Below are 20,468 nucleotides of genomic sequence, written 5' to 3' on the forward strand. Positions count from 1 at the left end.
TATAAGAACGACTCTGGTAGTGAGTTATTTTCATAAGCATATGAGTGAAAAGCATATGGGCGCAGCAAGCACGGTAATTCTGGATGGCGGCATGGGCCGTGAGTTGCAACGCGCCGGAGCGCCATTCCGGCAGCCGGAGTGGTCGGCACTGGCGCTCAGCGAAGCACCGCAAGCGGTCGAGGCGGTACACGCCGCCTACATCGACAGCGGTGCCAATGTGATCACCAGCAACAGTTACGCGGTGGTGCCGTTCCACATCGGCGAAGAACGTTTCGCCGCTGAAGGTCAGGCGCTGGCGGCACTGGCCGGTGAACTGGCACGGCGTGCGGTGCAGGCATCGGGCAAAGCCGTGCGAGTGGCCGGTTCCTTGCCGCCGTTGTTCGGCTCCTATCGCCCTGATCTGTTCGAGGCGTCCCGGGTGACCGAATTGCTCAACCCGTTGGTCAAGGGCTTGGCCCCGCACGTGGACCTGTGGCTGGCGGAAACCCAGAGCTCGATCATCGAGGCGCGGGCCATCCATGCCGGGCTGCCACAGGACGGCAAGCCGTTCTGGCTGTCGTTTACCTTGAAGGACGAAGACACTGACGAAGTGCCGCGTTTGCGTTCCGGCGAACCGGTGGCCGAAGCGGCTGCGGTGGCCGCCGAGTTGGGCGTCGAGGCGCTGTTGTTCAATTGCAGTCAGCCGGAAGTGATCGGCGCGGCGATTGATGCTGCGCGCGACACCTTCGAACGTCTGGGGGTGAAGATTCACATCGGCGCGTATGCCAATGCGTTTCCGCCACAGCCGAAAGAAGCGACGGCCAATGATGGACTAGACCCGTTGCGCGAAGATCTCGATCCGCCGGGTTATCTGCATTGGGCGCTCGATTGGCAGCAGCGCGGGGCCAGTCACCTGGGCGGTTGCTGCGGGATCGGCCCGGAGCACATTGCGGTGCTGGCGCAGAAACTCGGTTAAGAGAAGAGGCCTGATACGACAGATAAATCGCCAATTATTCTGGTGCAGTAAACCTCTGCCGTCGCTCTTGTTTAAAGCCTGTTGGCTTTACGTCTTGCGACCTACAAATCCTTGCGCCGCTGCCTACGCATGCACCAGAATCCGCCGGCTTGTGCGCCTTTGGCTGGCTGCGTAACTTGGTTTGCATCACTGATTTCCAGTGATCGGGCTTAGCGGCCCGGCTAGTCACTACGGTTGCACATATCTATCCAGTCAGGCATTTGCCTGCACTTGATGGTGGCTGTGCGCATGGCACCTTCGGGTGCACCGGGTTTTTGGTGACTACCGGTCCGCTAACTTGCGCACAGCCGCCACCCTTTCGCTTAGCGGTGAAAAGATGGCGGCCTCACAGAGGTTAGTCACCATGTTCAAACCAACGCCAAACCCGCCGGTCACCGACCCGGCATCCCCCTACGAATCGCCCGATTCAAAGAAATTCCACGAAGCCGCCGAGCGCGCCCTCGACCACTATCTCGGCCCATCGGCGGCCGACATCATGGCCGCGCCTTACAAGCCCAACACGCTGTACATGGCCAGCCCCGAGGCCGACAACGAGTCCCTGCTGGCAGATGCCACTGAAACCCTTGGCTCGGCCACCGTCATGATCAACAACCATATCGCGCAGGTTGAAGGCACCCACCGCAAAACCCTGCAAGGCATCGCTCAGGTGGTGATGCTGGCAGAGCTGGCGGTTAATCGGGTGCTGGACAGGTTAGTGCCAACGGAGTGATGGCGGCGCATGCGTATGTGCTGCCAGCACATTGGCTGGGAAAGACGTTGTGGGTGCTTCTGCATTTTGTTGCAGATGTATTCGCGGCTCTCGATTAAATATGCACTATATTGCAGTTATTAATGAAAACCCTTCGCTAAAGTGCATTTAAATGCAGGTAAAAAGCGTATGTACGACCTGACATTACAGATATTCGCGGTTGGGCAATGGCATGACGCGATGATTCTGAGTTTCGCTGACCCCGAAAAGGGTTTCGAAAGTCGCTGCGATTTCGGTTATCAAACCACTTATCTCGTCGATAACTTAGATGCCCTCGGTTCGCCGTTCTCAAAAGCTGTGAGTGTACGGTTCCCATTGGAATGGGATAGCCGGAGAAGCACCGAAGCTTTTGTTGGCAGAGAACAAGGCCGGTCTCCTATACCCCGATGCAGTCCTTGAGGATTCAGAGGTCAGTCAGCACTGGTTTGTGAAATTTGCCCGTAACAAAGGCAACCAGACCGATCAGGACATCTTGCGAAGTGAGTTCCACTACTACAAAGCCCTTCAGACATTAGGCATCGAAACGGTCGCATCACAAGGGCTGGCACTGGAAGAGGCGAGCAAACCCAGCTTGTGGATGCAGCGCTTTGATCGTCGGGTAACGGCTCAAGGTGTTGAGCGTTATGCGGTCGAATCGATTTATTCGCTGGCTAACGTGACAACGCCAGGCAGCGCGATGGACCATTTGGACGTGATTCGCATGCTTGCCCGTCTTTGGCGCGAGGCAGGGCAAGCGGAGCAGATTCCCGATCTGGTTGCGGATTACTTGCGTCGGGATCTGATCAACAAAATTCTCGGTAACTCGGATAACCATGGCCGCAATACCGCGATCATTCGTGGTTCGAGTTCGTTTCGACTTGCGCCCATTTATGACTTGGCGCCGATGGTCATGGACGATGAAGGCGTTACCCGTACGACTAAGTGGCCGAAAGCGTTGGAAAGAGCGGGTGATGTCGATTGGCGAGGCGTTTGTCGTGCATTGGCTGATATTGCAGACCCGGATGATCCCTTGGCTGCTTTGGCCGATGCGCCGGATTCATTCGAGCGCCTTCGTCAGGATGCACGACGCCTTGCGGCCCTTCCCGATATTTTGACCGAGAGCGGCCTGCCGGACCGAACCATGAATCACCCAGGCATCGCATTGAAGAATCTGGAGCAGCGATTGAAAGAGTGGGATCTGAAATGAGCCTGACCGTTGCCGAGCGCACTGTGCTTATTGAAAACATACGGGAAGCGCTGGCCCAAGGAACGCTTGAGATCGGCGAAGCCGTTCGCCGCCTGCGCGTAGAAGTGACGGGCCTGCATCAGACCCAGTTTGCGAAGATGTGCAAAATCTCGGTGCGTACCTTGGTGCACATCGAGCATGGTGAAGGTAATCAGACACTGAAGTCGCTGAACGCCGTGTTTCGTCCGTTTGGGATGAAGATGGGTGTTGTGCGGATTCGGCGAGATATCATTTAAAGATCAAAACATCGCAGCCTGCGGCAGCTCCTGCACAAGGCAAATGTAGGGCCTGCCGCAGGCTGCGATTTTTTGCTTTTAAAAGGTTAAGAACGGCACTCGACCAAGCCTTTAACCTGCCCGGTCGGTGTCTGGTTTTCATCACTCAACCATTGCTCAAACCCCGCCGCAATCGCCGGCCACTCACCATCCAGAATCGAATACCACGCCGTATCGCGGTTCTGCCCCTTGACCACCATGTGCTGGCGGAACACGCCTTCAAAACTGAAACCCAAACGCTCGGCCGCGTATTTGGAGCGGGCGTTGCCGTTGTTGCACTTCCATTCGAGGCGACGATAGCCCAGCTCGAAGGCGTATTTGCCCAGCAGGTAAACCGCCTCGGTGCTCTTCGGCGAACGCTGCATCGGTGCGCCGAAGGTGACGTGGCCGATTTCGATACGGCCCTGAGCCGAAACAATCGACATCAGGCTGAGAATGCCTTGCACCTGGCCGCTGGCGCGGTCGATGACGCTGAAGAAATACGGGTCGCTGCTGGCTGCGTGATCGTTCAGCCAGTCATTGAACACACTGCGCTCGGGGAACGGGCCGTAGGGCAAATAATCCCAGAGTTTCGGATCGGCGCCGGGACCTTGCAGCGCGTTGAACAACTCGTCGCCGTGGCGCGCCGGGTCGAGTCTTTCCAGACGGATGAAACGTCCTTCGAGCAGCTTGGTTGTGGGGGCGGGGACACCTTTCCAGTCAGCAAGTGAAGCAGTCATGCGCGTCTCTCCTTAAAGGGCTTTGCGAAACTGGATGAGGCCCGGGCGCTCGGCGATGCGCTCGTAGAGCTGGATCGCCGTGGCGTTGCTTTCGTGGGTCAGCCAATGGACTTTGCAGCAACCGTCGGCTTTGGCGGTGGCGTAGACGTGTTCGATCAGTTGGCGACCGACACCCGTGCCGCGGGTGTGCTCTGCGACCAGCAGGTCTTGCAGGTAGCAGGAGTTTTCGATGCTCCAGTTCGAGCGATGGTAGATGTAATGCACCATGCCCAGCGCTTTGCCGTCAGCCCAGGCGAGCGCCGCGTGAGTCGGCTCGCTCGGGTCGAGGAAACGCTGCCAGGTGCTGTGCGTTACGGCGTCCGGCAATTCGGTGTTGTAAAAGCGCAGGTAGGCCTGCCACAGCGGCAGCCAGGCGGCGTGGTCATCGACGCTGACCTGGCGGATCTCGATCTGACTCATGGGGTTTTCCTTAACGCATCAATTGGGCAAGAGTTTGGTCGTTGATGTCAGGGCTGGCGGCCAGACCTTCGCGCACGCCGGCAATGTCTTCGGCGCTGCGGTTCTGGCTGAGCTTGCGCTTGCCCTCCAGCCGGTCGATGGGAATGGCGAAACCGACGATGGCCTTGAGCATCCCGTCGATGTAGTCGGCGGGGGCGTCGTCGACCTTCCACGGTTGCGCGCGGCCCGCTTCATGACGGTCGGTGAGGGTGCTGACGATGTCGAGCAGCCGTCCGCCATCGCTGAAGGTTTCGGCATGGCCGTAGGCGTGCACGGCGATGTAGTTCCAGGTCGGCACGACTTTGCCGTGTTCGGCCTTGCTCGGGTAAAAGCCCGGGCTGACGTAGGCGTCGGGGCCGGCAAAAATCAGCATGGCTTCGGCGCCGTCGCGCAGGTCTTTCCACTGCGGATTGGCCTTGGCCAGATGCCCGTACAGCGTGCCATTTTCGCCTTGCTCGCAATGCAGCAGCACGGGGACATGACTGGCCTGCAGACCGTTTTCGCCGTGGGTCACGAGAATGGCGAGGCGGGTGGCGAGGATCAGTTCGTGGAGTTGCGACAACTCGTCGATGGCAAAGGCGCGCGGCGTGTACATGGAGATATTTTCCTTGGCGAATGCCTGCATCGTAGGCAGGCTATTGGTCTGTTGTAAGAGCCATTGATGACCAATTTCATAGGTCCATTGTCATGCCTGATGCGTCCACGTTGTCCATGCCCTTCAATCCGGCCGGAATCGAGCTCGACCGCCGTCAGGGCCTGACTCGTCAGCTCTACCAGGCGTTGCGCTTGCGTGTGCTCGACGGCCGTCTGGCCAGCGGTACACGATTGCCGGCCAGTCGCGATCTGGCGCTGGCCTTGGGTATTTCCCGCAACAGCGTGGTGCGGGCCTACGATCAGCTGTATGCCGAAGGCTTTATCGAGGGCAAAGTCGGGGATGGCACCTACGTCGCTCAATTACCCCAGACCGCGTCTTCGGATAAAAAACTATCCACAAAAGTATCCACAGGGTTTTCAACAGGCTTACCCACAGCCTTATCCACAAATTGGCTGGATTTACCTGTTGATCCATCCAGCAAAGTTATCCACAGCGACGCAATGAGCCGGGTCCAGAACAACCATTTGGCTCGTCCCCCGAGTGGCCCGCCACGCGCATTTCGAGTGGGCGTCCCGGCCTTTGATCTGTTCCCGTTCGACGTCTGGGCCAAGCTCAACGCGGCTTTCTGGCGCAAACCGGATCTTCAGCAACTGTGCTACGGCGATCCTGCCGGTGATGCGCGCTTGCGCAGCTTGATTGCGGCTTATTTGCGCAGCTCACGCGGTTTGCAGTGCACGGCTGAACAAATTGTGATCACCAGTGGCGCGCAACAGGGCATCAGCCTTTGTGCACAGCTGCTGGTGGCGCCGGGTGACGGCGTTGGCATCGAAAATCCCGGTTACCGCGCGGCGGGTCATGCCTTCGCTGTGGCAGGGGGCCGCTTGCGCGGTATCGCCGTGGATGAAGAAGGCATGGATTGCGCGGCGTTATCGGCGGCCAGTGATTGTCGCGTGGCGTACGTGACGCCCTCCCATCAATACCCGACAGGGGTGGTGATGAGTCTGGCGCGACGTCTGGAATTGCTCGCCTGGGCCGAACGGACCCAAGGCTGGATCGTCGAGGACGATTACGATGGCGAGTACCGCTATACCGGTGCGCCCTTGGCACCTTTGGCGGCACTCGATCGCCAGGGACGGGTGTTGTATGTCGGCACCTTCGGCAAAGTCGCCTTCCCGGCGTTGCGCCTTGGTTATCTGGTGCTGCCACCGGGGCTGGTGGACGCGTTCTCGCAACGCCGGGCGGTGGACGTCCGGCATTCCGAGGTGAGCACCCAAGCGGTGATGGCCGAGTTCATGGCCGCCGGGCATTTCCAGCGGCATATCCGGCGCATGCGCCGCGCTGCGCTCAGCCGTCGCAATGCGTTGCTCGACGGCTGGCCGACGGGCATTGCTGGCGTGGGTAAATTGCCCGCAGTATCTGCCGGACTGCACCTGACCGTGCCGGTAGAGAGCATCGCCCGCGAGCAGCAACTGATTGAACAGGCTGCCCGCGTGGATGTGGAAATCAACGGTTTGAGCCATTACTGGCTGCCCGATTCATCGACCGCTTCCGATCAGCGCGCCGGTCTGGTCCTGGGCTTTGCCGCTGTGCCCGAACCTGCAATCAGGGCAGCACTGACGCGGTTGCAGCAGGCTTGGCAGGAGGGAAAAAAAGCTCTTCGGCCAATTTAGGCGTCATCGCGCTGCGGTGAATTTTGATGAGTTCCTGATTGCTCAGGTTGCGCATGTCGTAGGCACCGCCAAGGCGCCGCTGCTCCAGGGTTTTCATATGGCGAGCCGTCGACGCGGTGGCCGGGGCGGTGGCGTTGTCATAGTGAATGTGCGCGTACCACAACGCTGCGCCGGTTCTGGCGTCGCTGATTTCATATTCATCGAGAAAATCTTTAGGGCCTTTGAGGCGGCGGCGAGAAACGGTTTTGCTGATTTTCACTTCACCGACATTGTTCAGCCATTGAACATGGGCGGCCGTCGGCGGCTGCTGTTTGATCAAGGTAATCCGGGTTTTTCGGCCCTTTTTATCGAGCGCAGCCGCTGCGCTGTCGAGCGCGTCCACCAGCGTGGACGCCACACGGTCTGCGGTCTCGTTGCTGGCGATCAAGGCCTGATCGATGGCCTCTCTGGCGCTGCGCAGAGTCACGGCATGCACCTGATAGAGCGATTCAGCTTCGGCCGGTATGCGTTTGGCGCGTTTGATATGGCCATCGGTTCGCTTGTGGAACGCGGGCAGGTCGTCGATCAAGGTTTGTCCCACGGCAAGACTGTTTTTCAGATTCGGCCTGGACGGGGTTGGCGATGTCTTCGGTGTAACTCGCTCGACCCACTCCCCGGGCGTTTTTTCATGAAACGTGGCGATGAGTCTGCCCGATACTTTCGCTCGCACGTCCACCAGGTCAGTGTCCTGGCCATCGGCGCTTTTTCGGACTTCACCGACAAGCGTGCCTTTGTAGCGGGTCTTGATGATTTTTTTGCCGGAGTTTGTCCTGGGGCGTGAGGGGCCGGGCTTCGGCCCCAGCAGGAGTTGGTCGCGCAACAGGTTGCCCAGCCTGTTCACCGTGGCTTCGCTGAATGCATTGATCTGCTTGCGCACTTGCGCCATCCGCTCGGGCTGAAAGTGTTCGGGGTACTCGACGAGCAGGTCGACAAAGCGCTGGTCGATGGCGGTAAATTGTTCGGCCAGATTGCTCGTGGCTTCTATTCGTTCGGCGAGGTTGTCCAGGTTTTCATCAGTGCTCAGGTCCATCGAACTCTGGATGTTGAGTGCGGCATCTTCAATCACGTCTTCCAGGGCAATCCTGGCGTCAGCCGCACTTTCTGGCGGACCCGCCTTGAGACAGAGTCTCTGCGCCAGGCTGATCTCGAGCATTTTCAGGTCGTTGATTTCATAAGCGGGGAGCTTGGCCTGGTAACGGCGTTGGGTCTCGACACCTTCTTTGCCAAGCAGTTTCAGTTCATCGAAGCGCGTATGGGCAAACTCCAGCTTCGCAATGAACTTGCCGGTCAGCTCGTTCAATTTTTCGAAGGCCGCGACATGGTCTGCTTGCGCCGTCGCGTTGTGATCGAACAGGTCCGTCGTCGCCGTCAGGGTAGTGCTGTAATCGAGATTGCGCTCGATAAACCAGGAGTGGCACAAAAACATTTGCATGGTCAGCCGGTCGATCATCGCCGTGCGGTAGTTGGGTACCGGCTCCGCCAGGTTCAGTGCCTTGAGCTGGTCGATGTGGGCCGTGTATTCGCTGAGTTGCGATTCAAGGGTGTCGAGGTACTGCTTGCGAGTCTCCTCTACTTTTTCCGGCAGTGCCTCAAGCAAGGCTGTATGGAAATCGGCCAGTGTGTCCTGCTTGGGTTGCATCGTCAGATCGAACGCGCTGATGTCACTCTTCAACTGAGCCAGCTTCTGTTGTTTTTCCAGGCGTGCTTGCGCGATACGACTGCGCAGCGCGCCGCCGCGCAGACGCAACCGCAGATCGATGACCCATCGCCCGCCGGCGGTAACGGTCAGCAAAGGCCCAGTACGTGTGGGCACTTGATGCGAATCGATGATTTGCACATCGCCGTTGTCGTTAAGTTGCACCTCGAACCAGCGTTTGCCGACGGGGGCGTACCATTTTTTCTGGTGAGCAAAGAGGCGCCGATGCAGGCCTTCGGTGGTTGCAGTGCCGAGGTCTTTGGGCTTTGTGGTTTTCAGGCTGTCGAGCAGTGACTCAAGACTGGGGCCTGAACGCGCCAATGCAACGCTCGCATTGAGCGATGTGTCATGGCCGACCGGCAGTTCGAGGGTTGTAACGTCTGGCAGCCGCACCGGTTTGACGACTTCGGGAACAACTGTTGGCAGCAACCGTTCTGCCGTTTCCGCCGCGCTGATGATTTCGCGCCGGGGCGCCTTGCCGACGGCAGCGCGGTGGGCCAGCACCATGCCGAGCGCCAGCAGGATATCGGCGAGCGCGGTCCAGGCGATCTTGCCGGTCGGCTGATTTGCGCCATCGCTGACTTCCTGCAAATCGTCGAGGATCTGCCAGATCCAGGCGGCGGTACTGATGCCCCGCCCGAGGAACGGCAGGGCGGCGTTGAACAGCATCCAGCCGCCGTGTTTTACCGAGGCCCAGCGTGCTTCGGCGTTGGAGACCGTCTGGCGGTCGGCCTGAGTGAGGATGGCCTCGACGTTGGCTTTGTGCAGCGTCCGCAGGACATCGTCGGTGATCGCGCGGGTGTGCAACTGGGCGACACCGAGCATGTCGACGGCAGTGACGGGATTGACCACTGCTTGAGGAATGACCCACACCGACGGCATCTTGGCCGGGAACACGTACTGGCTGTAGTTGAAACGAACATCATCCGGCAACCAGGCGAGCACCGACTCGCGCAGCAGGCGCGAGTGCTTGATCGCATAGAGCAGATTGGTGCGACTGGGGTACTGGATCAACGGTTTTTCGAACAGGGGTCGATAAAGCAGATAAGGACCCTTGTCGGTCTGACGCGGGCCGATGACAAACATGTTGACCACGGTGTCGGCCCTTGAGCTGATGTGGTGGGCATTGAACGCCAGCGGGCTGATGATGATTTCCTGCCCGTCGACTACACGGTCCTCGGCGCTGTCACCGAGGGCGGCCAACAGGTAGCGGTAACCTTGCTCGTCAATGCCGGCCTCGCCACGAATCTTGTGCTGCAGCGCCAGCATCGGCAGTTCGATCGGCAACTGACGGACATATAACTTCTGCAGGGCCGATGCCTGGACGCTATCGTCGACCAGGAGCTTCTGCAGGTACGCCGGATAGGTTTTGCCGATGTTGACGGTGGTGACCAGTTTTTCCACATAGGCCACGGTGAGCCAGTCCGGCAAGGCGCTGCCGTCCCTGTAACGCACGGTTTTGTTGCCCAGCGGCATCCCTTCGAGGTTTTGCAGGGTCAGTTCGCTCAACGAGAACGTCTGGTTCTCGCTGTTGAACGGCACGACAAACGTGCCCCAGACATCCAGGCTGGTGATGCTGATCTCGATCTCATCGATTTTTACCTCGCCGGCCTTGGGATGATCCTTGCGGATCTGCCGGGTCAGCGCTTCGCGGGTAAAAGTGTCGAGGCTGGCCACTTCACTCTGAAACGATTTGCCGGCGTTCTGGTGCTGCACCACGGTCAGGTCCAGCAGGTGTCGGCTGAAGCTGGTCTGATCGGCCGCATTGGCGTTGTCGAGCCAGGACGGCAGCATCGGTTGCAGACGGTCGACGTGGGGTTTGAGGCGTGGCGCCGGCTCTGAGTGATCGCCGGCCGTGCCGTTATGGGGAAAGAGGTTATTGAGGGTCGAGCCTGCGAAGAAGTTGATCTCGCCAAGGGCATCGGCCTCCAGAGCGATCAGCGTGCAAGCCTGATGATCGAAGAAGTTGCCGTCGGGTTCGAACAACCGCCAGTGCAGGTCACCGGCGGCGGTGTTCTCACGATAGCGACGCGGCAGGGCATCACCCAGCGCCTCCATCGAATCGAAACGGCGGAAACCATTCACCAGCGAATGGGTCACGATCAGCGTGCGCTTTTCATGGGTACCGACCAGCACGGCGGTATCGAGAACGTGTACATGGGTGCGCTTTTCACCGTCACCCTGATCCAGGTCGATCAGGCAGGCGCGCGTCTTGTACTTGTCGCCGGACAGCCGCTGGTGCTTGTCGGGGTGACGGAACACGGCGTGAGCCATGGCTTGCTGATCCGCGTCCCAGCCCAGACTCGCGTCGACATTCCACAGGTTGCGCAAAGCATCCGACAGTTGATACCAGCGCGGGTGTGCGGGAGAGGTATGTCGGTTCCAGTAATCAACCTGTTGTTCCCGGTACGCCACGAACAGCAGCGGCGCGAGTTCGTTGAGCAAGCTGGCGAGGGCGTCGACCTCTACGGGCAACTGGAACGCGGACTCGCTGCCGGGGTGCAGGGTCAGAAAGTGTTCATCGTCCAGATACGTGACGGTGGTACCGGACAGGCCGAGCCGCACCAGCACGTCGGTCAGGGACTCGACCTGATCGCCGCCGCTAACGACGCGGTCGTCTTTGACGATCCAGGTCGGGGTCACGACCATGGCCAATTGCGGATCGATATTCAGGTTCGGATACAAGGTCTTGAGCTCTGGGCGCAAAGCCTGGGTGGCGACTTCCCGCAGCGACGGACCGGTCACCAGTTGCGTCAGTACATCAACGGCGCTGGGCAAGGAGATTTCGGGCATGGGTAATTCCTGCTCTGACAAGGGCGGCGCGCCAAATGGCGCCGGGTCAGGGCAAGGTAAAAGTCGCGTGCCGCCGGTGTGCGGTACATACAGATGGCAGGCAAAAAAAAGACCCGCGAACGCGGGTCTCTGGCGAGGATTTGCTTACTGAGCGCTTTCAAAACCTTCCAGTACGTTCACGGCGTTAATGCCGATTTCCTCCACGGCATAACCGCCTTCCATGACGAACAGCGTGGGTTTGCCCAGGGCGGCAATGCGTTTGCCCATCGCCAGGTAGTCCGGGCTGTCGAGTTTGAATTGCGAGATCGGATCGTCCTTGAACGTGTCGACACCGAGCGACACGACAATGATGTCGGCGCCGTAGCGGTCGATCTCGTTGCAGGCCTGGTCCAGCGCCGCGCTCCAGACATCCCAGCCCGATCCGGCCGGCAACGGATAGTTGAAATTGAAACCCTCACCGGCCCCTTCGCCGCGCTCATCGTCATAGCCGAGAAAGAACGGAAATTCCGCTTCCGGGTGACCGTGGATCGAGGTGAACAACACGTCGCTGCGCTCATAGAAAATCGACTGCGTGCCGTTGCCGTGGTGATAGTCGACGTCAAGGATCGCAACCTTTTGGTGGCCCTGATCGAGAAACGCCTGCGCAGCAATGGCAGCGTTGTTGAGGTAGCAATAACCACCCATCAAATCGCTGGCCGCGTGGTGTCCCGGTGGCCGACACAAGGCAAAGGCACTGCGTGCGCCATGTTGAATGGCCGCTTGCGCGGTCAGTGCGACCTGCGCTGCGCTGTACGCCGCTTGCCAGGTGCCAGCGGTGATCGGCGCGCCGCCGTCGAAGCTGTAGTAACCGAGCTGACCATGCAGGCTGGTCGGTTTGATCGCGCGCAAGGTGCGCGCCGGCCAGGTGTAGGGCAGCAGATCGCCGTCGGTGTTGAATTCAGTCCAGCGCGCCCATGCACCTTTGAAAAAGTCGAGGTAGTCGCGGCTGTGGATGCGCGCGATCGGTTCAAGGCCAAAATCCTTCGGTGCCTCGACCGGCCCCAGGTGCTGGTTCTGCACACGTTGCAGTACATGGTCGGCGCGCGACGGCATCTCGAAACACGGCTTGAGCTGGCCGTCGATCAATTCGCAGCGGCCATGGTGCAGGTGATGATCGTCCGAGTAGATCGTCAGCATTTGTTGTTCTCCGCAGGGCTGATTCGGTTGCGCCCAGTGTTGCGGTGCAATGCGATTCGGAGAACGGCAGGAAAGGCCAAAAGGGGATCGATCTGGCCAAAAAGTCTGACCGCAAATCGCCCCGTCAAAGGCCGAAGCGCCCCTTTACGGGGCGCGATACACATTCAGGGACGGCTTGCGGTTTTATCCGTCGTGGCTTGATGGCGGTCGAGCGCCTCCAGCCAATCCGGTCGCTCGCGTTGCTCTAGCACCTTGCGCAATTTGCTGTAGGCATCCTTGCTGCAATCATTTCCCAGCGTCGGGTCGGCGCCTTTTTCCAGCATCAACGTGAACAGCCCGAACATCTGCTGATGGTCGAGTTCTTTGTCGATGTTGCTTCTCGGGGCCTGGCTTGCCAGCAGATAGAGCACCGAATCCAGGCGGTCACCCTTGTAGCAACGTCCGGAAGGATAGAGAAAATTCAACTGCGCCCCGGCGTCAACAAGACGTTTTGCCGCCGGATAGTTGTTGCGGTAAATCGCTTCGTACAGCGCGGTTCGCTGTTCCTCGCTTTCCCGCAAATCCAGGTTTTGCGGGTGCTTGAACAGCCAGTTGAACACCTCTTCATCCTTGGCCGATGCTCGCTGCATCAGCAGGGTCTTGCCGCGCGCATCGGGCTCGTCGATGGCGGCACCGGCGTTGAGCAGGAACTGCGTGCGCTGGGCTTGCTGCGGATCCTTGTCAGCCTTGAGGTCCTTGTTCAGTGCCTGCATCACCAGCGGCTCGCTGCCGTTGATGCCGTGGGTTTCGGCGCCGCGTTCGAGCAGCAGGCGGGCGATGGCGAAGTTCGGCGCATCCAGTGCATGCAACAAGGCACTGCGGCCGTCCTCGCCGAGGGTTTTGGCTTGCAGGCCGCTGTCGAGCAACTGCCGCACGCGCGGCTCGTCCTGATTGTCGACGGCCTCGATCAAGGGCCACTGCGCCTGGCAGGCCTGTGGGTCGGCCTGGGTGAGGTCGAGATTCTGCAGGACACGCTCGGGAACACTCAGACTACGTTGCAGGCGCAGCCCGCAGTAGATCCGGTAATACTCCTGCGCCAATGCGTATTGGGTGGTGTAGGTCGGTGCCTTTTCATAGTACTGCCAGGCCTGATCCGCGAGGTTGAGATACACCGGAATGCGTTGTGGCGCGCGGCGTACGACTTCCAGCAGCCATTGCCGTGAACCCTCGTCCGGTGCCAGTTGGCTCTTCCAGTAGGCAATGTCATTGAGCTGGCCGATGAACTCCGGCTGATCGGCACCAATCCGCCGAAAGTCCTGATTCAAAAACAGCTCATCGACTTTCTTCAGCCCCGGGCCTTTGTCACTGGCCTGGCTCAGTTGTCGGTGCAGTTCCCATAGCTCTAGCGCGCCGTCGCCGGCCAGGTAAGGTTTGGGGTCGACTTCAATGCTCAGCGGCGCGTCGGGTACTTGGTAGCGCATGGCGTCCCGGGCGCCTTCGACGCCTTTGAGCCAGGTGTCGAGCACTGCCGCCGGAGTGTCCTGCAATGGCTGGAATGACAGCAGGTGATCGTTGCGAATCCGCCCCAGCGCCAGCAACGGTGTACCGGGTGCGCGCGAATCGATCAGCAGATAACGCTTGGTTTCCCAGCCGCTGCTTTTGACGCAGTCGAACGCCAGCGTATCGACCACAATGCCGGGTGCGATGTCGGTACGACTGGCCGACGAGCCCAGATTCAAGTACTGGAACTCGGTAATGCAGCTGTGAAACTCCTCGGCGGTGAGCAGCGGAATCGGCCCGAGTTTTTGCGTGCGTTCGCGGTAGTCCTGATCGCGATAGACGTTCAGGTAAAACAGACCGCGAAAGCCGCTGAGCAACCCCACCGATGGCGTCGGTGTTTCGGCAGCGGTGGGCATCGGGATGATGGTGCGGGCGTACTCGGGCTTATCGACCACCGCTTTGGGTGGCAGCCCCCACCAGTTCAGCTCGATGGCATGGGCGGCCATGGGCAGGTTGATCAGAGCAGCGAGAACGACACGTTGTGCGCAGTAACGAAAAAGGGCCATCGAGCAAAAACACCGGCGACAGAATCAGGCCGCGTAATGTAGTGCAGTCTTTGGCGCTGCGCCTGATTTATCTCAAGGGCGGAACTGACTGGGCGCCACGCCACTCCAGCGCACAAAGGCATGGCGGAAACTTGCGGTCTCGCTGAAGCCCAGTGTCTCGGCGATGCGGTAGATCGGCAGTTGCTCCTCACACAGCATCTGCTTGGCGCGCTCGAAGCGCAGTTCATCGAGCAATTCCTGATAGCTGCTGCCCATGTCCTTGAGATGCCGGCGCAAGGTGCGCGGCGAGCACTTCATCTGCTGGGCCAGACCTTCCAGCCCCGGCGCGGCGTTCAACTGCGCGCTGAGCAATTGACGAATCCGCCCCAGCCAGGCCTGACGCCCGGTGAACTCCAGATTCTGTTTGCGGCAACGTTCGGCCATCGCTTGATGGGTGATGCTGTCGGCCAGCGGCAGCGGTTGGTCGAGCCAGTGCCGGTCGAAGGCGAAGGCATTGTCCTTGGCGGCAAAGTGCAGCGGGCTGGCGAAGTGTTCGGCGTAGCTGGCGCGATAGTCCGGGGCCGCGTGTTCAAACCGTGTGGCCAGCAATGGCAGCGGGTGACCGAGCAAGTCATCGCAAATGACTTTGAGTGAAACCAGACAGAACTCGGCATTGAACACCGCCATCGCCGGGCTCTCGCGATAGTCGGCAGCGACAAACCAGACACGTTCGCCATCGTCTTCCAGGCTCAGTTCGAAAAGTGTTCCCAGCAGCGCCGGATAACGGATCGCCAGGCGCAAAGCGTCACCGAAGGTGGCACAGGTGAGCAAGGCGTAACCGAGGATGCCGTAGCAGGAAACGTGCATGCGCCGGCCCAGTTCCAGACCGATATCGCGCTTGAGCGCGACCGCGTTGGCGCAAACCTGCATCTCTTGATTGGTGGTGATGCGCGTGTCGGCCCGGGCCAGATCCGCTGCACTGATGCCGCTGCCGGCCAGCAAGGCATCGCTCGACAAGCCTTCCGCCTTGAAGGTGTTGAGGACCAGTGAGACGGCGTTGAGGGTGGTGAGGTGGGAGTGGAGCATAAGATCTTCCAGCCTGATGATGGCTGGAACGCAGCAAGTTGCATGCCGGGTGAAACTCCTTTGTAGGAGTGAGCCTGCTTGCGATTACGGTCTGGCAGCCAACATCAATGTTGAATGAAAGATTGCTATCGCGAGCAGGCTCACTCCTACAGAGTCGTGCGGTGTGTCAGATCAGTTCGCCGCAGAGGTCGAGCTCAATCAGTCGGCGGACTTCTTGAGTTTCAAGGCCGGCACCGAGCAGCCCATTCAACTTGCCGAACGCCGCCTCGCGGGTCATGCCGCCACCGGACAACACGCCAACGCCACGCAAGCGGCTGCCGGCCTCGTAAACGTCCAGCTCGACACCGCCTTCATGGCACTGCGTGACCGCGACCACGACCACGCCGTTATCCCGCGCGCGGCCGAGGCTGGCGAGGAACTCGGGATTGTCGCTCGGTCCGGTGCCGCTGCCGTAGCACTCCAGCACCAGTCCCTGAATGCCACCGTCGAGCAGGCCGTCGACTATTCCGGCGCTGATACCGGGGAACAGCGGCAGCACCGCGACATTCGCCTGTTGCTTCGGCTGGTTGTAGTTCAACGCTGCAGGAATCGACGGGGCTTTCACGCCGCCACCCTGACGCTCCAGACGCTTGAACGGATGACGGCCGAAGCTGCGTACTTTCGCGCAACGGGTCGGTGGCAGCAGTTCGCCGTGGAAGTACAGATGTACACCCGGTTCCAGGCCTTGGCCCAGCGCAACCAGCGCACCGCTGAGGTTTTCCCAGGCATCGCTGTCGGTCACGCCGGCCGGCAACATCGAGCCGGTGAAGCACACGCGAGCCTGCAGGCCGAGCAACTGGAAGCTCATCGCCGCCGCGCTGTAGGCCAGGGTGTCGGTGCCGTGCAGGATCAGCACGCTGTCGCAGCCTTGCACATCCACAGCGTCGACCACTGCTTCACGCAGTTGCTGCCAGTAGGCCGGTGTCATGTTGGCGCTGTCGATCAGCGGCGACATCTCACGGAAGCGCCACTGCGGTACGACGAGTTCAGGCTGACTGTGCAGGTAGTCGCGCATCCGCGCTTCGAAACCGGATGCAGGGGCCAGACCGTTGGCGCTGGCCTGCATGCCGATGGTGCCACCGGTGTAGAGCACCATGACGTGCTGGGCGGCGGGGTAGGAATTGGCAATCATCTGAAGGTCTCCACAAGAGATGACATTGCAGGAGTGAGCCTGCTCGCGATAGCAGTTCATCATTCAACATTGATGTTGGCTGAAAGACAGCCATCGCGAGCAGGCTCACTCCTGCAAGTTATTGCATCACAATAACTGACGGGCGCAGGGGATGCGCCCGTCATTCACCTGTCAGCGTTGCGCTGCAGGCACGCCTTGCGGCTGAGCATCGGTTTGAGTGGCGGACGACGGATTGCTCGGCCAGGCCTTCAGGTCGAGATCCAGATCGGTAAATTTGCTGGAGTCGAACACGGGCTGTTTGACGCCGGCACGGCGCTGCTCGTCGTAGTCGCGCATCACGCGCATGCCAACCTTGAACAGCATGGCCAGGGCCACCAGGTTGACGAAGGCCAGACAGGTCATGGTGATGTCGGCGAAGGCGAACACGGTCGAAAGGTCCTGCATCGAACCCCATACCACCAGCGCCAGCACCAGGCCGCGGAAAACCATCAGCGCGGCGCGGTTGCGGGTGAGGAACTGCAAGCTGTTCTCGCCCAGGTAGTAGTTGTAGAGGATGCAGGTGAAGACGAACAGCGACAGCGCGACGCTGACGAACATGCGACCCCAGTCACCGACCACGGCGGCCAGCGAGTTCTGGGTCAGGACGATGCCGTCACCTTCAAAGCCCGGGGTGTAGAAGCCCGACAACAGGATCAGCAGCGCGGTGCAGGTGCAGATCACGAAGGTGTCGAGGAACACGCTGAAAGCCTGAACCACGCCTTGGGCGCCCGGGTGCTTCACGGCGGCCACGGCGGCGACGTTCGGCGCACTGCCCAGGCCCGCTTCGTTGGCGAACACGCCACGCTTCACGCCCATGACGATGGCGCTGCCGAGCAGGCCGCCAAAGGCCGGATCGAGGCCGAAGGCGCTCTTGAAGATGGTTTCCAGCATGGCTGGCACGTGTTCGATCTGGGTGCCGATCACGTACAGAGTCACGCCGATGTAGGCCAGGGTCTTGATCGGTACCAGCAGGTCGGACACCGAGGCGATGCGCTTGATGCCGCCGATGAAGGTGATGGCCAGCAACACCGCCAGGACGATCCCGGTGTGTTGTGGGTTGAATTCAAAGGCGTTCTGCAACGAGTGGGTCACGGTGTAGGACTGCAGGCCAATGAAGGCGAAGCCGTAGGTGACCAGCAGCAGAATCGAGAACACCACCGCCATGCCTTTCAGTTTCAGGCCGTGCTGGATGTAGTAAGCCGGGCCGCCACGGTACAGACCGTCACCATCGGCGCGCTTATAGACTTGGGCCAGGGTGCATTCGAAGAAGCTGCTGGACATGCCGACCAGTGCGGTCACCCACATCCAGAACACCGCACCTGGCCCGCCGAGGGTCACGGCGATGCCGACACCGGCGATGTTGCCTGCACCGACACGGCCGGCGAGGCTGAGCATCAGGGCCTGGAACGAGCTGAGTTGCCCGGCGCTGCCTTTCAAACTGTCGCGGAACACCGCGAACATGTGGAAGAAGTGGCGCAGTTGTACGAAACGCGAGCGAATCGTGAAGTAGCTACCGAGCCCGACAATGAGCACGATCAGTACTTTCCCTGAGAGGAAGTCGTTAATGACTTCGAGCATGGATTTTTCCTCGCTGTTTTTTGTGTAAGCAAATGCTGGATGTTCAGAAACATCGCGTTACACCGGTCTGCGCGCGGCACGACAGGCGAGGCGAGGGTTTCGTCCCGGATCCATTTCGCGGGTTTGTTATTAGTTCGGGTTTCGCATGGGTTATGGCCTCGTTACCGACGACCGCTCACGCGAAGAGGGGCGGCACTATACCGATCAGTGGCGCGCCCGTCTGCACGGTAGTGGTGCAAGCGACGAAACGAAGCTTTGAAGCACCCGACGTTACCGGCGTCGGGTTTGTGTGGGAGCCGCTTCTGTGTTGACTCAAACCCTGTGGCGAGGGGATTTATCCCCGAAGGGCCGCGTAGCGGCCCCAAAACCTGTAATCACGCTGTATCAGGCACATCGCGTGGCAGGGTTTTGCGACTGCTTCGCAGTCGATCGGGGATGAATCCCCTCGCCACAAGGGCTTATTTCCACATGAAGCAATCCCCAGACATACGGGTCTCAGGATCAGAAAGTTAAAAAAAAGGGCCTGGGGAAATATCCCCAAGCCCTCAAAAGGTGAGAGGTGTCTAGTCCCTCGACCTGGTGAGCGGTGCTACAAGTAACGCGTCGGCTCAGGCTTTGAGCGGAACCAGACGCGGAGCAATCATGTTTTCCGGGCGCAGGATGTCGGCAAGACTCTCTTCGTCGAGCAGGCCTTCTTCGCGCACCAGTTCCAGCACGCCGCGGCCGCTTTCAAGAGCGATACGGGCGATGCGGGTGGCGTTTTTGTAGCCGATGTACGGGTTCAGTGCGGTGACCAGACCGATCGAGTGTTCGACCAGTTCACGGCAACGTGCTTCGTTGGCGGTGATGCCGACGATGCAGTGCTCGCGCAGCATGTCCATGGCGCGTTGCAGCAGGCGGATCGAGTCGAAGATCTTGAAGGCGATCAAAGGCTCCATCACGTTCAGTTGCAGTTGGCCGCCTTCGGCTGCCATGGTCAGCGCCAGGTCGTTACCGATAACCTGGAACGCCACCTGGTTGACGGCTTCCGGGATTACCGGGTTGACCTTGCCGGGCATGATCGAGCTGCCTGGCTGACGCGCCGGCAGGTTGATTTCGTTGATGCCGGTGCGTGGGCCGCTGGACAGCAGGCGCAGGTCGTTGCAAATCTTCGACAGCTTGACCGCGGTGCGCTTGAGCATGCCGGAGAACAGCACGAAGGCGCCCATGTCGGAAGTCGCTTCGATCAGGTCGGCCGCCGGTACTACCGGTTGACCGCTGATCAGCGCCAGACGCTGGACAGCCAGCGCTTGATAGCGCGGGTCGGCGTTGATGCCGGTACCGATCGCGGTGCCGCCCAGGTTCACTTCAGTCAGCAGTTCCGGGGCCAGCGTCTTCAGACGGGCCAGGTCTTCGCCCATGGTGGTGGCGAAGGCACGGAATTCCTGGCCGAGTGTCATCGGCACGGCGTCTTGCAGCTGGGTACGGCCCATCTTCAGGACGTGGTTGAATTCTTCACCCTTGGCCGCGAATGCCTGAATCAAGCTGTCGAGGCTGGCGAGCAGGGTGTCGTGACCCAACAGCAGACCCAGGCGGATGGCCGTCGGGTAAGCGTCGTTGGTCGACTGCGCCATGTTCACGTCGTCGTTCGGGTGCAGGTACTGGTACTCGCCTTTCTGGTGACCCATTGCTTCGAGTGCAATGTTGGCGATCACTTCGTTGGCGTTCATGTTGGTGGAAGTACCGGCGCCACCTTGAATCATGTCGACCACGAACTCTTCGTGGAAATCACCGCGGATCAATCGTGCACAGGCTTCGCTGATGGCGGCGTGCTTGGCTTCGCTCAGGTGACCCAACTCGCGGTTGGCGTCAGCAGCGGCCTGTTTGACCATTGCCAGGCCGACAACCAGTTTCGGGTAATGCGAAATCGGAACGCCCGAGAGGCGGAAGTTGTTCACCGCTCGCAGGGTCTGGATGCCGTAATACGCTTGAGCGGGTACGTCGAGGGCGCCAAGCAGGTCGGTTTCTGTGCGGAAAGATGCAGCGGAGGACATGATAGAAATCATCTCGATATGGACCCGGTCTGTGCCGGAACGCTGCGAATGCTAGGCTTGTGGGAATTTTTGGGCCAATGCTGTTAAG

The 20,468-nt window shown here is 60.0% G+C and carries 14 protein-coding genes and 1 pseudogene; 5 read left to right on the forward strand and 10 right to left on the reverse strand.

All coding sequences use genetic code 11. The annotated features are described in order from the left end of the window. Nucleotides 1–55: 55 nt before the first annotated feature. From AC3WMT_RS03910 to AC3WMT_RS03925, 4 genes and pseudogenes are all read left to right on the forward strand, one after another. Entirely contained in the window at nucleotides 56–955 is a 900-nt protein-coding gene (locus AC3WMT_RS03910; RefSeq protein ID WP_103302736.1) for a homocysteine S-methyltransferase family protein, read from the forward strand. Between the two features lie 403 nt (nucleotides 956–1,358). Further along, the gene (locus tag AC3WMT_RS03915; protein ID WP_103302734.1) at nucleotides 1,359–1,724 is read left to right on the forward strand and encodes a DUF6124 family protein; all 366 of its coding nucleotides are present in this window, start codon (nucleotides 1,359–1,361) and stop codon (nucleotides 1,722–1,724) included. Between the two features lie 168 nt (nucleotides 1,725–1,892). Next, nucleotides 1,893–2,949 (forward strand): annotated as a pseudogene (locus tag AC3WMT_RS03920) (HipA domain-containing protein). Continuing rightward, a complete protein-coding gene (locus AC3WMT_RS03925; RefSeq protein ID WP_103302732.1) occupies nucleotides 2,946–3,224 on the forward strand; it encodes a helix-turn-helix domain-containing protein in 279 nt (92 codons plus the stop codon). Before AC3WMT_RS03920 ends, AC3WMT_RS03925 begins: the two are co-directional and overlap by 4 nt. A gap of 86 nt (nucleotides 3,225–3,310) precedes the next feature. Here the strand turns inward: AC3WMT_RS03925 and AC3WMT_RS03930 are convergent, their stop codons facing one another. Genes AC3WMT_RS03930 through AC3WMT_RS03940 form a run of 3 tightly spaced genes read right to left on the reverse strand, consistent with a single transcriptional unit; the run spans nucleotide 3,311 to nucleotide 5,075 of the window. Next, entirely contained in the window at nucleotides 3,311–3,982 is a 672-nt protein-coding gene (locus AC3WMT_RS03930) for a GNAT family N-acetyltransferase (RefSeq protein ID WP_103302730.1), read from the reverse strand. Nucleotides 3,983–3,994: 12 nt separating this feature from the next. Further along, nucleotides 3,995–4,441, reverse strand: a complete 447-nt coding sequence (locus AC3WMT_RS03935) for a GNAT family N-acetyltransferase (RefSeq protein WP_103302728.1) — start codon at nucleotides 4,439–4,441, stop codon at nucleotides 3,995–3,997. 10 nt (nucleotides 4,442–4,451) lie between these two features. Then, entirely contained in the window at nucleotides 4,452–5,075 is a 624-nt protein-coding gene (locus tag AC3WMT_RS03940) for an FMN-binding negative transcriptional regulator (protein ID WP_103302726.1), read from the reverse strand. Between the two features lie 92 nt (nucleotides 5,076–5,167). Here AC3WMT_RS03940 and pdxR point away from each other — a divergent pair, with 92 nt between their 5' ends. Beyond that, nucleotides 5,168–6,745: a MocR-like pyridoxine biosynthesis transcription factor PdxR gene (gene pdxR, locus AC3WMT_RS03945; protein WP_103302724.1), complete on the forward strand. Its 1,578-nt coding sequence runs from the start codon at nucleotides 5,168–5,170 to the stop codon at nucleotides 6,743–6,745. Here the strand turns inward: pdxR and AC3WMT_RS03950 are convergent. The 7 genes from AC3WMT_RS03950 to aspA form a co-directional block, all read right to left on the reverse strand. Continuing rightward, on the reverse strand, nucleotides 6,678–11,273 hold the full coding sequence (locus AC3WMT_RS03950; protein ID WP_492577661.1) for a dermonecrotic toxin domain-containing protein: 4,596 nt from the start codon (nucleotides 11,271–11,273) through the stop codon (nucleotides 6,678–6,680). The genes pdxR and AC3WMT_RS03950 overlap by 68 nt on opposite strands. Nucleotides 11,274–11,417: 144 nt before the next feature. Beyond that, a complete protein-coding gene (locus AC3WMT_RS03955) occupies nucleotides 11,418–12,449 on the reverse strand; it encodes a histone deacetylase family protein (protein ID WP_103302722.1) in 1,032 nt (343 codons plus the stop codon). A gap of 164 nt (nucleotides 12,450–12,613) precedes the next feature. Beyond that, nucleotides 12,614–14,494 carry an ankyrin repeat domain-containing protein gene (locus tag AC3WMT_RS03960; RefSeq protein ID WP_103302720.1) on the reverse strand — a complete coding sequence of 627 codons (1,881 nt, stop codon included), beginning with the start codon at nucleotides 14,492–14,494 and terminating at the stop codon, nucleotides 12,614–12,616. Nucleotides 14,495–14,566: 72 nt separating this feature from the next. Further along, nucleotides 14,567–15,559 (reverse strand): AraC family transcriptional regulator, encoded by a 993-nt coding sequence (locus AC3WMT_RS03965; RefSeq protein ID WP_103302718.1) that lies wholly within the window; start codon nucleotides 15,557–15,559, stop codon nucleotides 14,567–14,569. Nucleotides 15,560–15,725: 166 nt separating this feature from the next. Then, nucleotides 15,726–16,730 carry an asparaginase gene (locus tag AC3WMT_RS03970; protein WP_103302716.1) on the reverse strand — a complete coding sequence of 335 codons (1,005 nt, stop codon included), beginning with the start codon at nucleotides 16,728–16,730 and terminating at the stop codon, nucleotides 15,726–15,728. Between the two features lie 171 nt (nucleotides 16,731–16,901). Further along, nucleotides 16,902–18,347: an alanine/glycine:cation symporter family protein gene (locus AC3WMT_RS03975; protein WP_103302713.1), complete on the reverse strand. Its 1,446-nt coding sequence runs from the start codon at nucleotides 18,345–18,347 to the stop codon at nucleotides 16,902–16,904. Nucleotides 18,348–18,955: 608 nt separating this feature from the next. After that, nucleotides 18,956–20,380: an aspartate ammonia-lyase gene (aspA, locus tag AC3WMT_RS03980; protein ID WP_103302711.1), complete on the reverse strand. Its 1,425-nt coding sequence runs from the start codon at nucleotides 20,378–20,380 to the stop codon at nucleotides 18,956–18,958. Between the last annotated feature and the right edge of the window lie 88 nt (nucleotides 20,381–20,468).

The sequence above is a fragment of the Pseudomonas sp. FW305-7 genome (assembly GCF_058786735.1).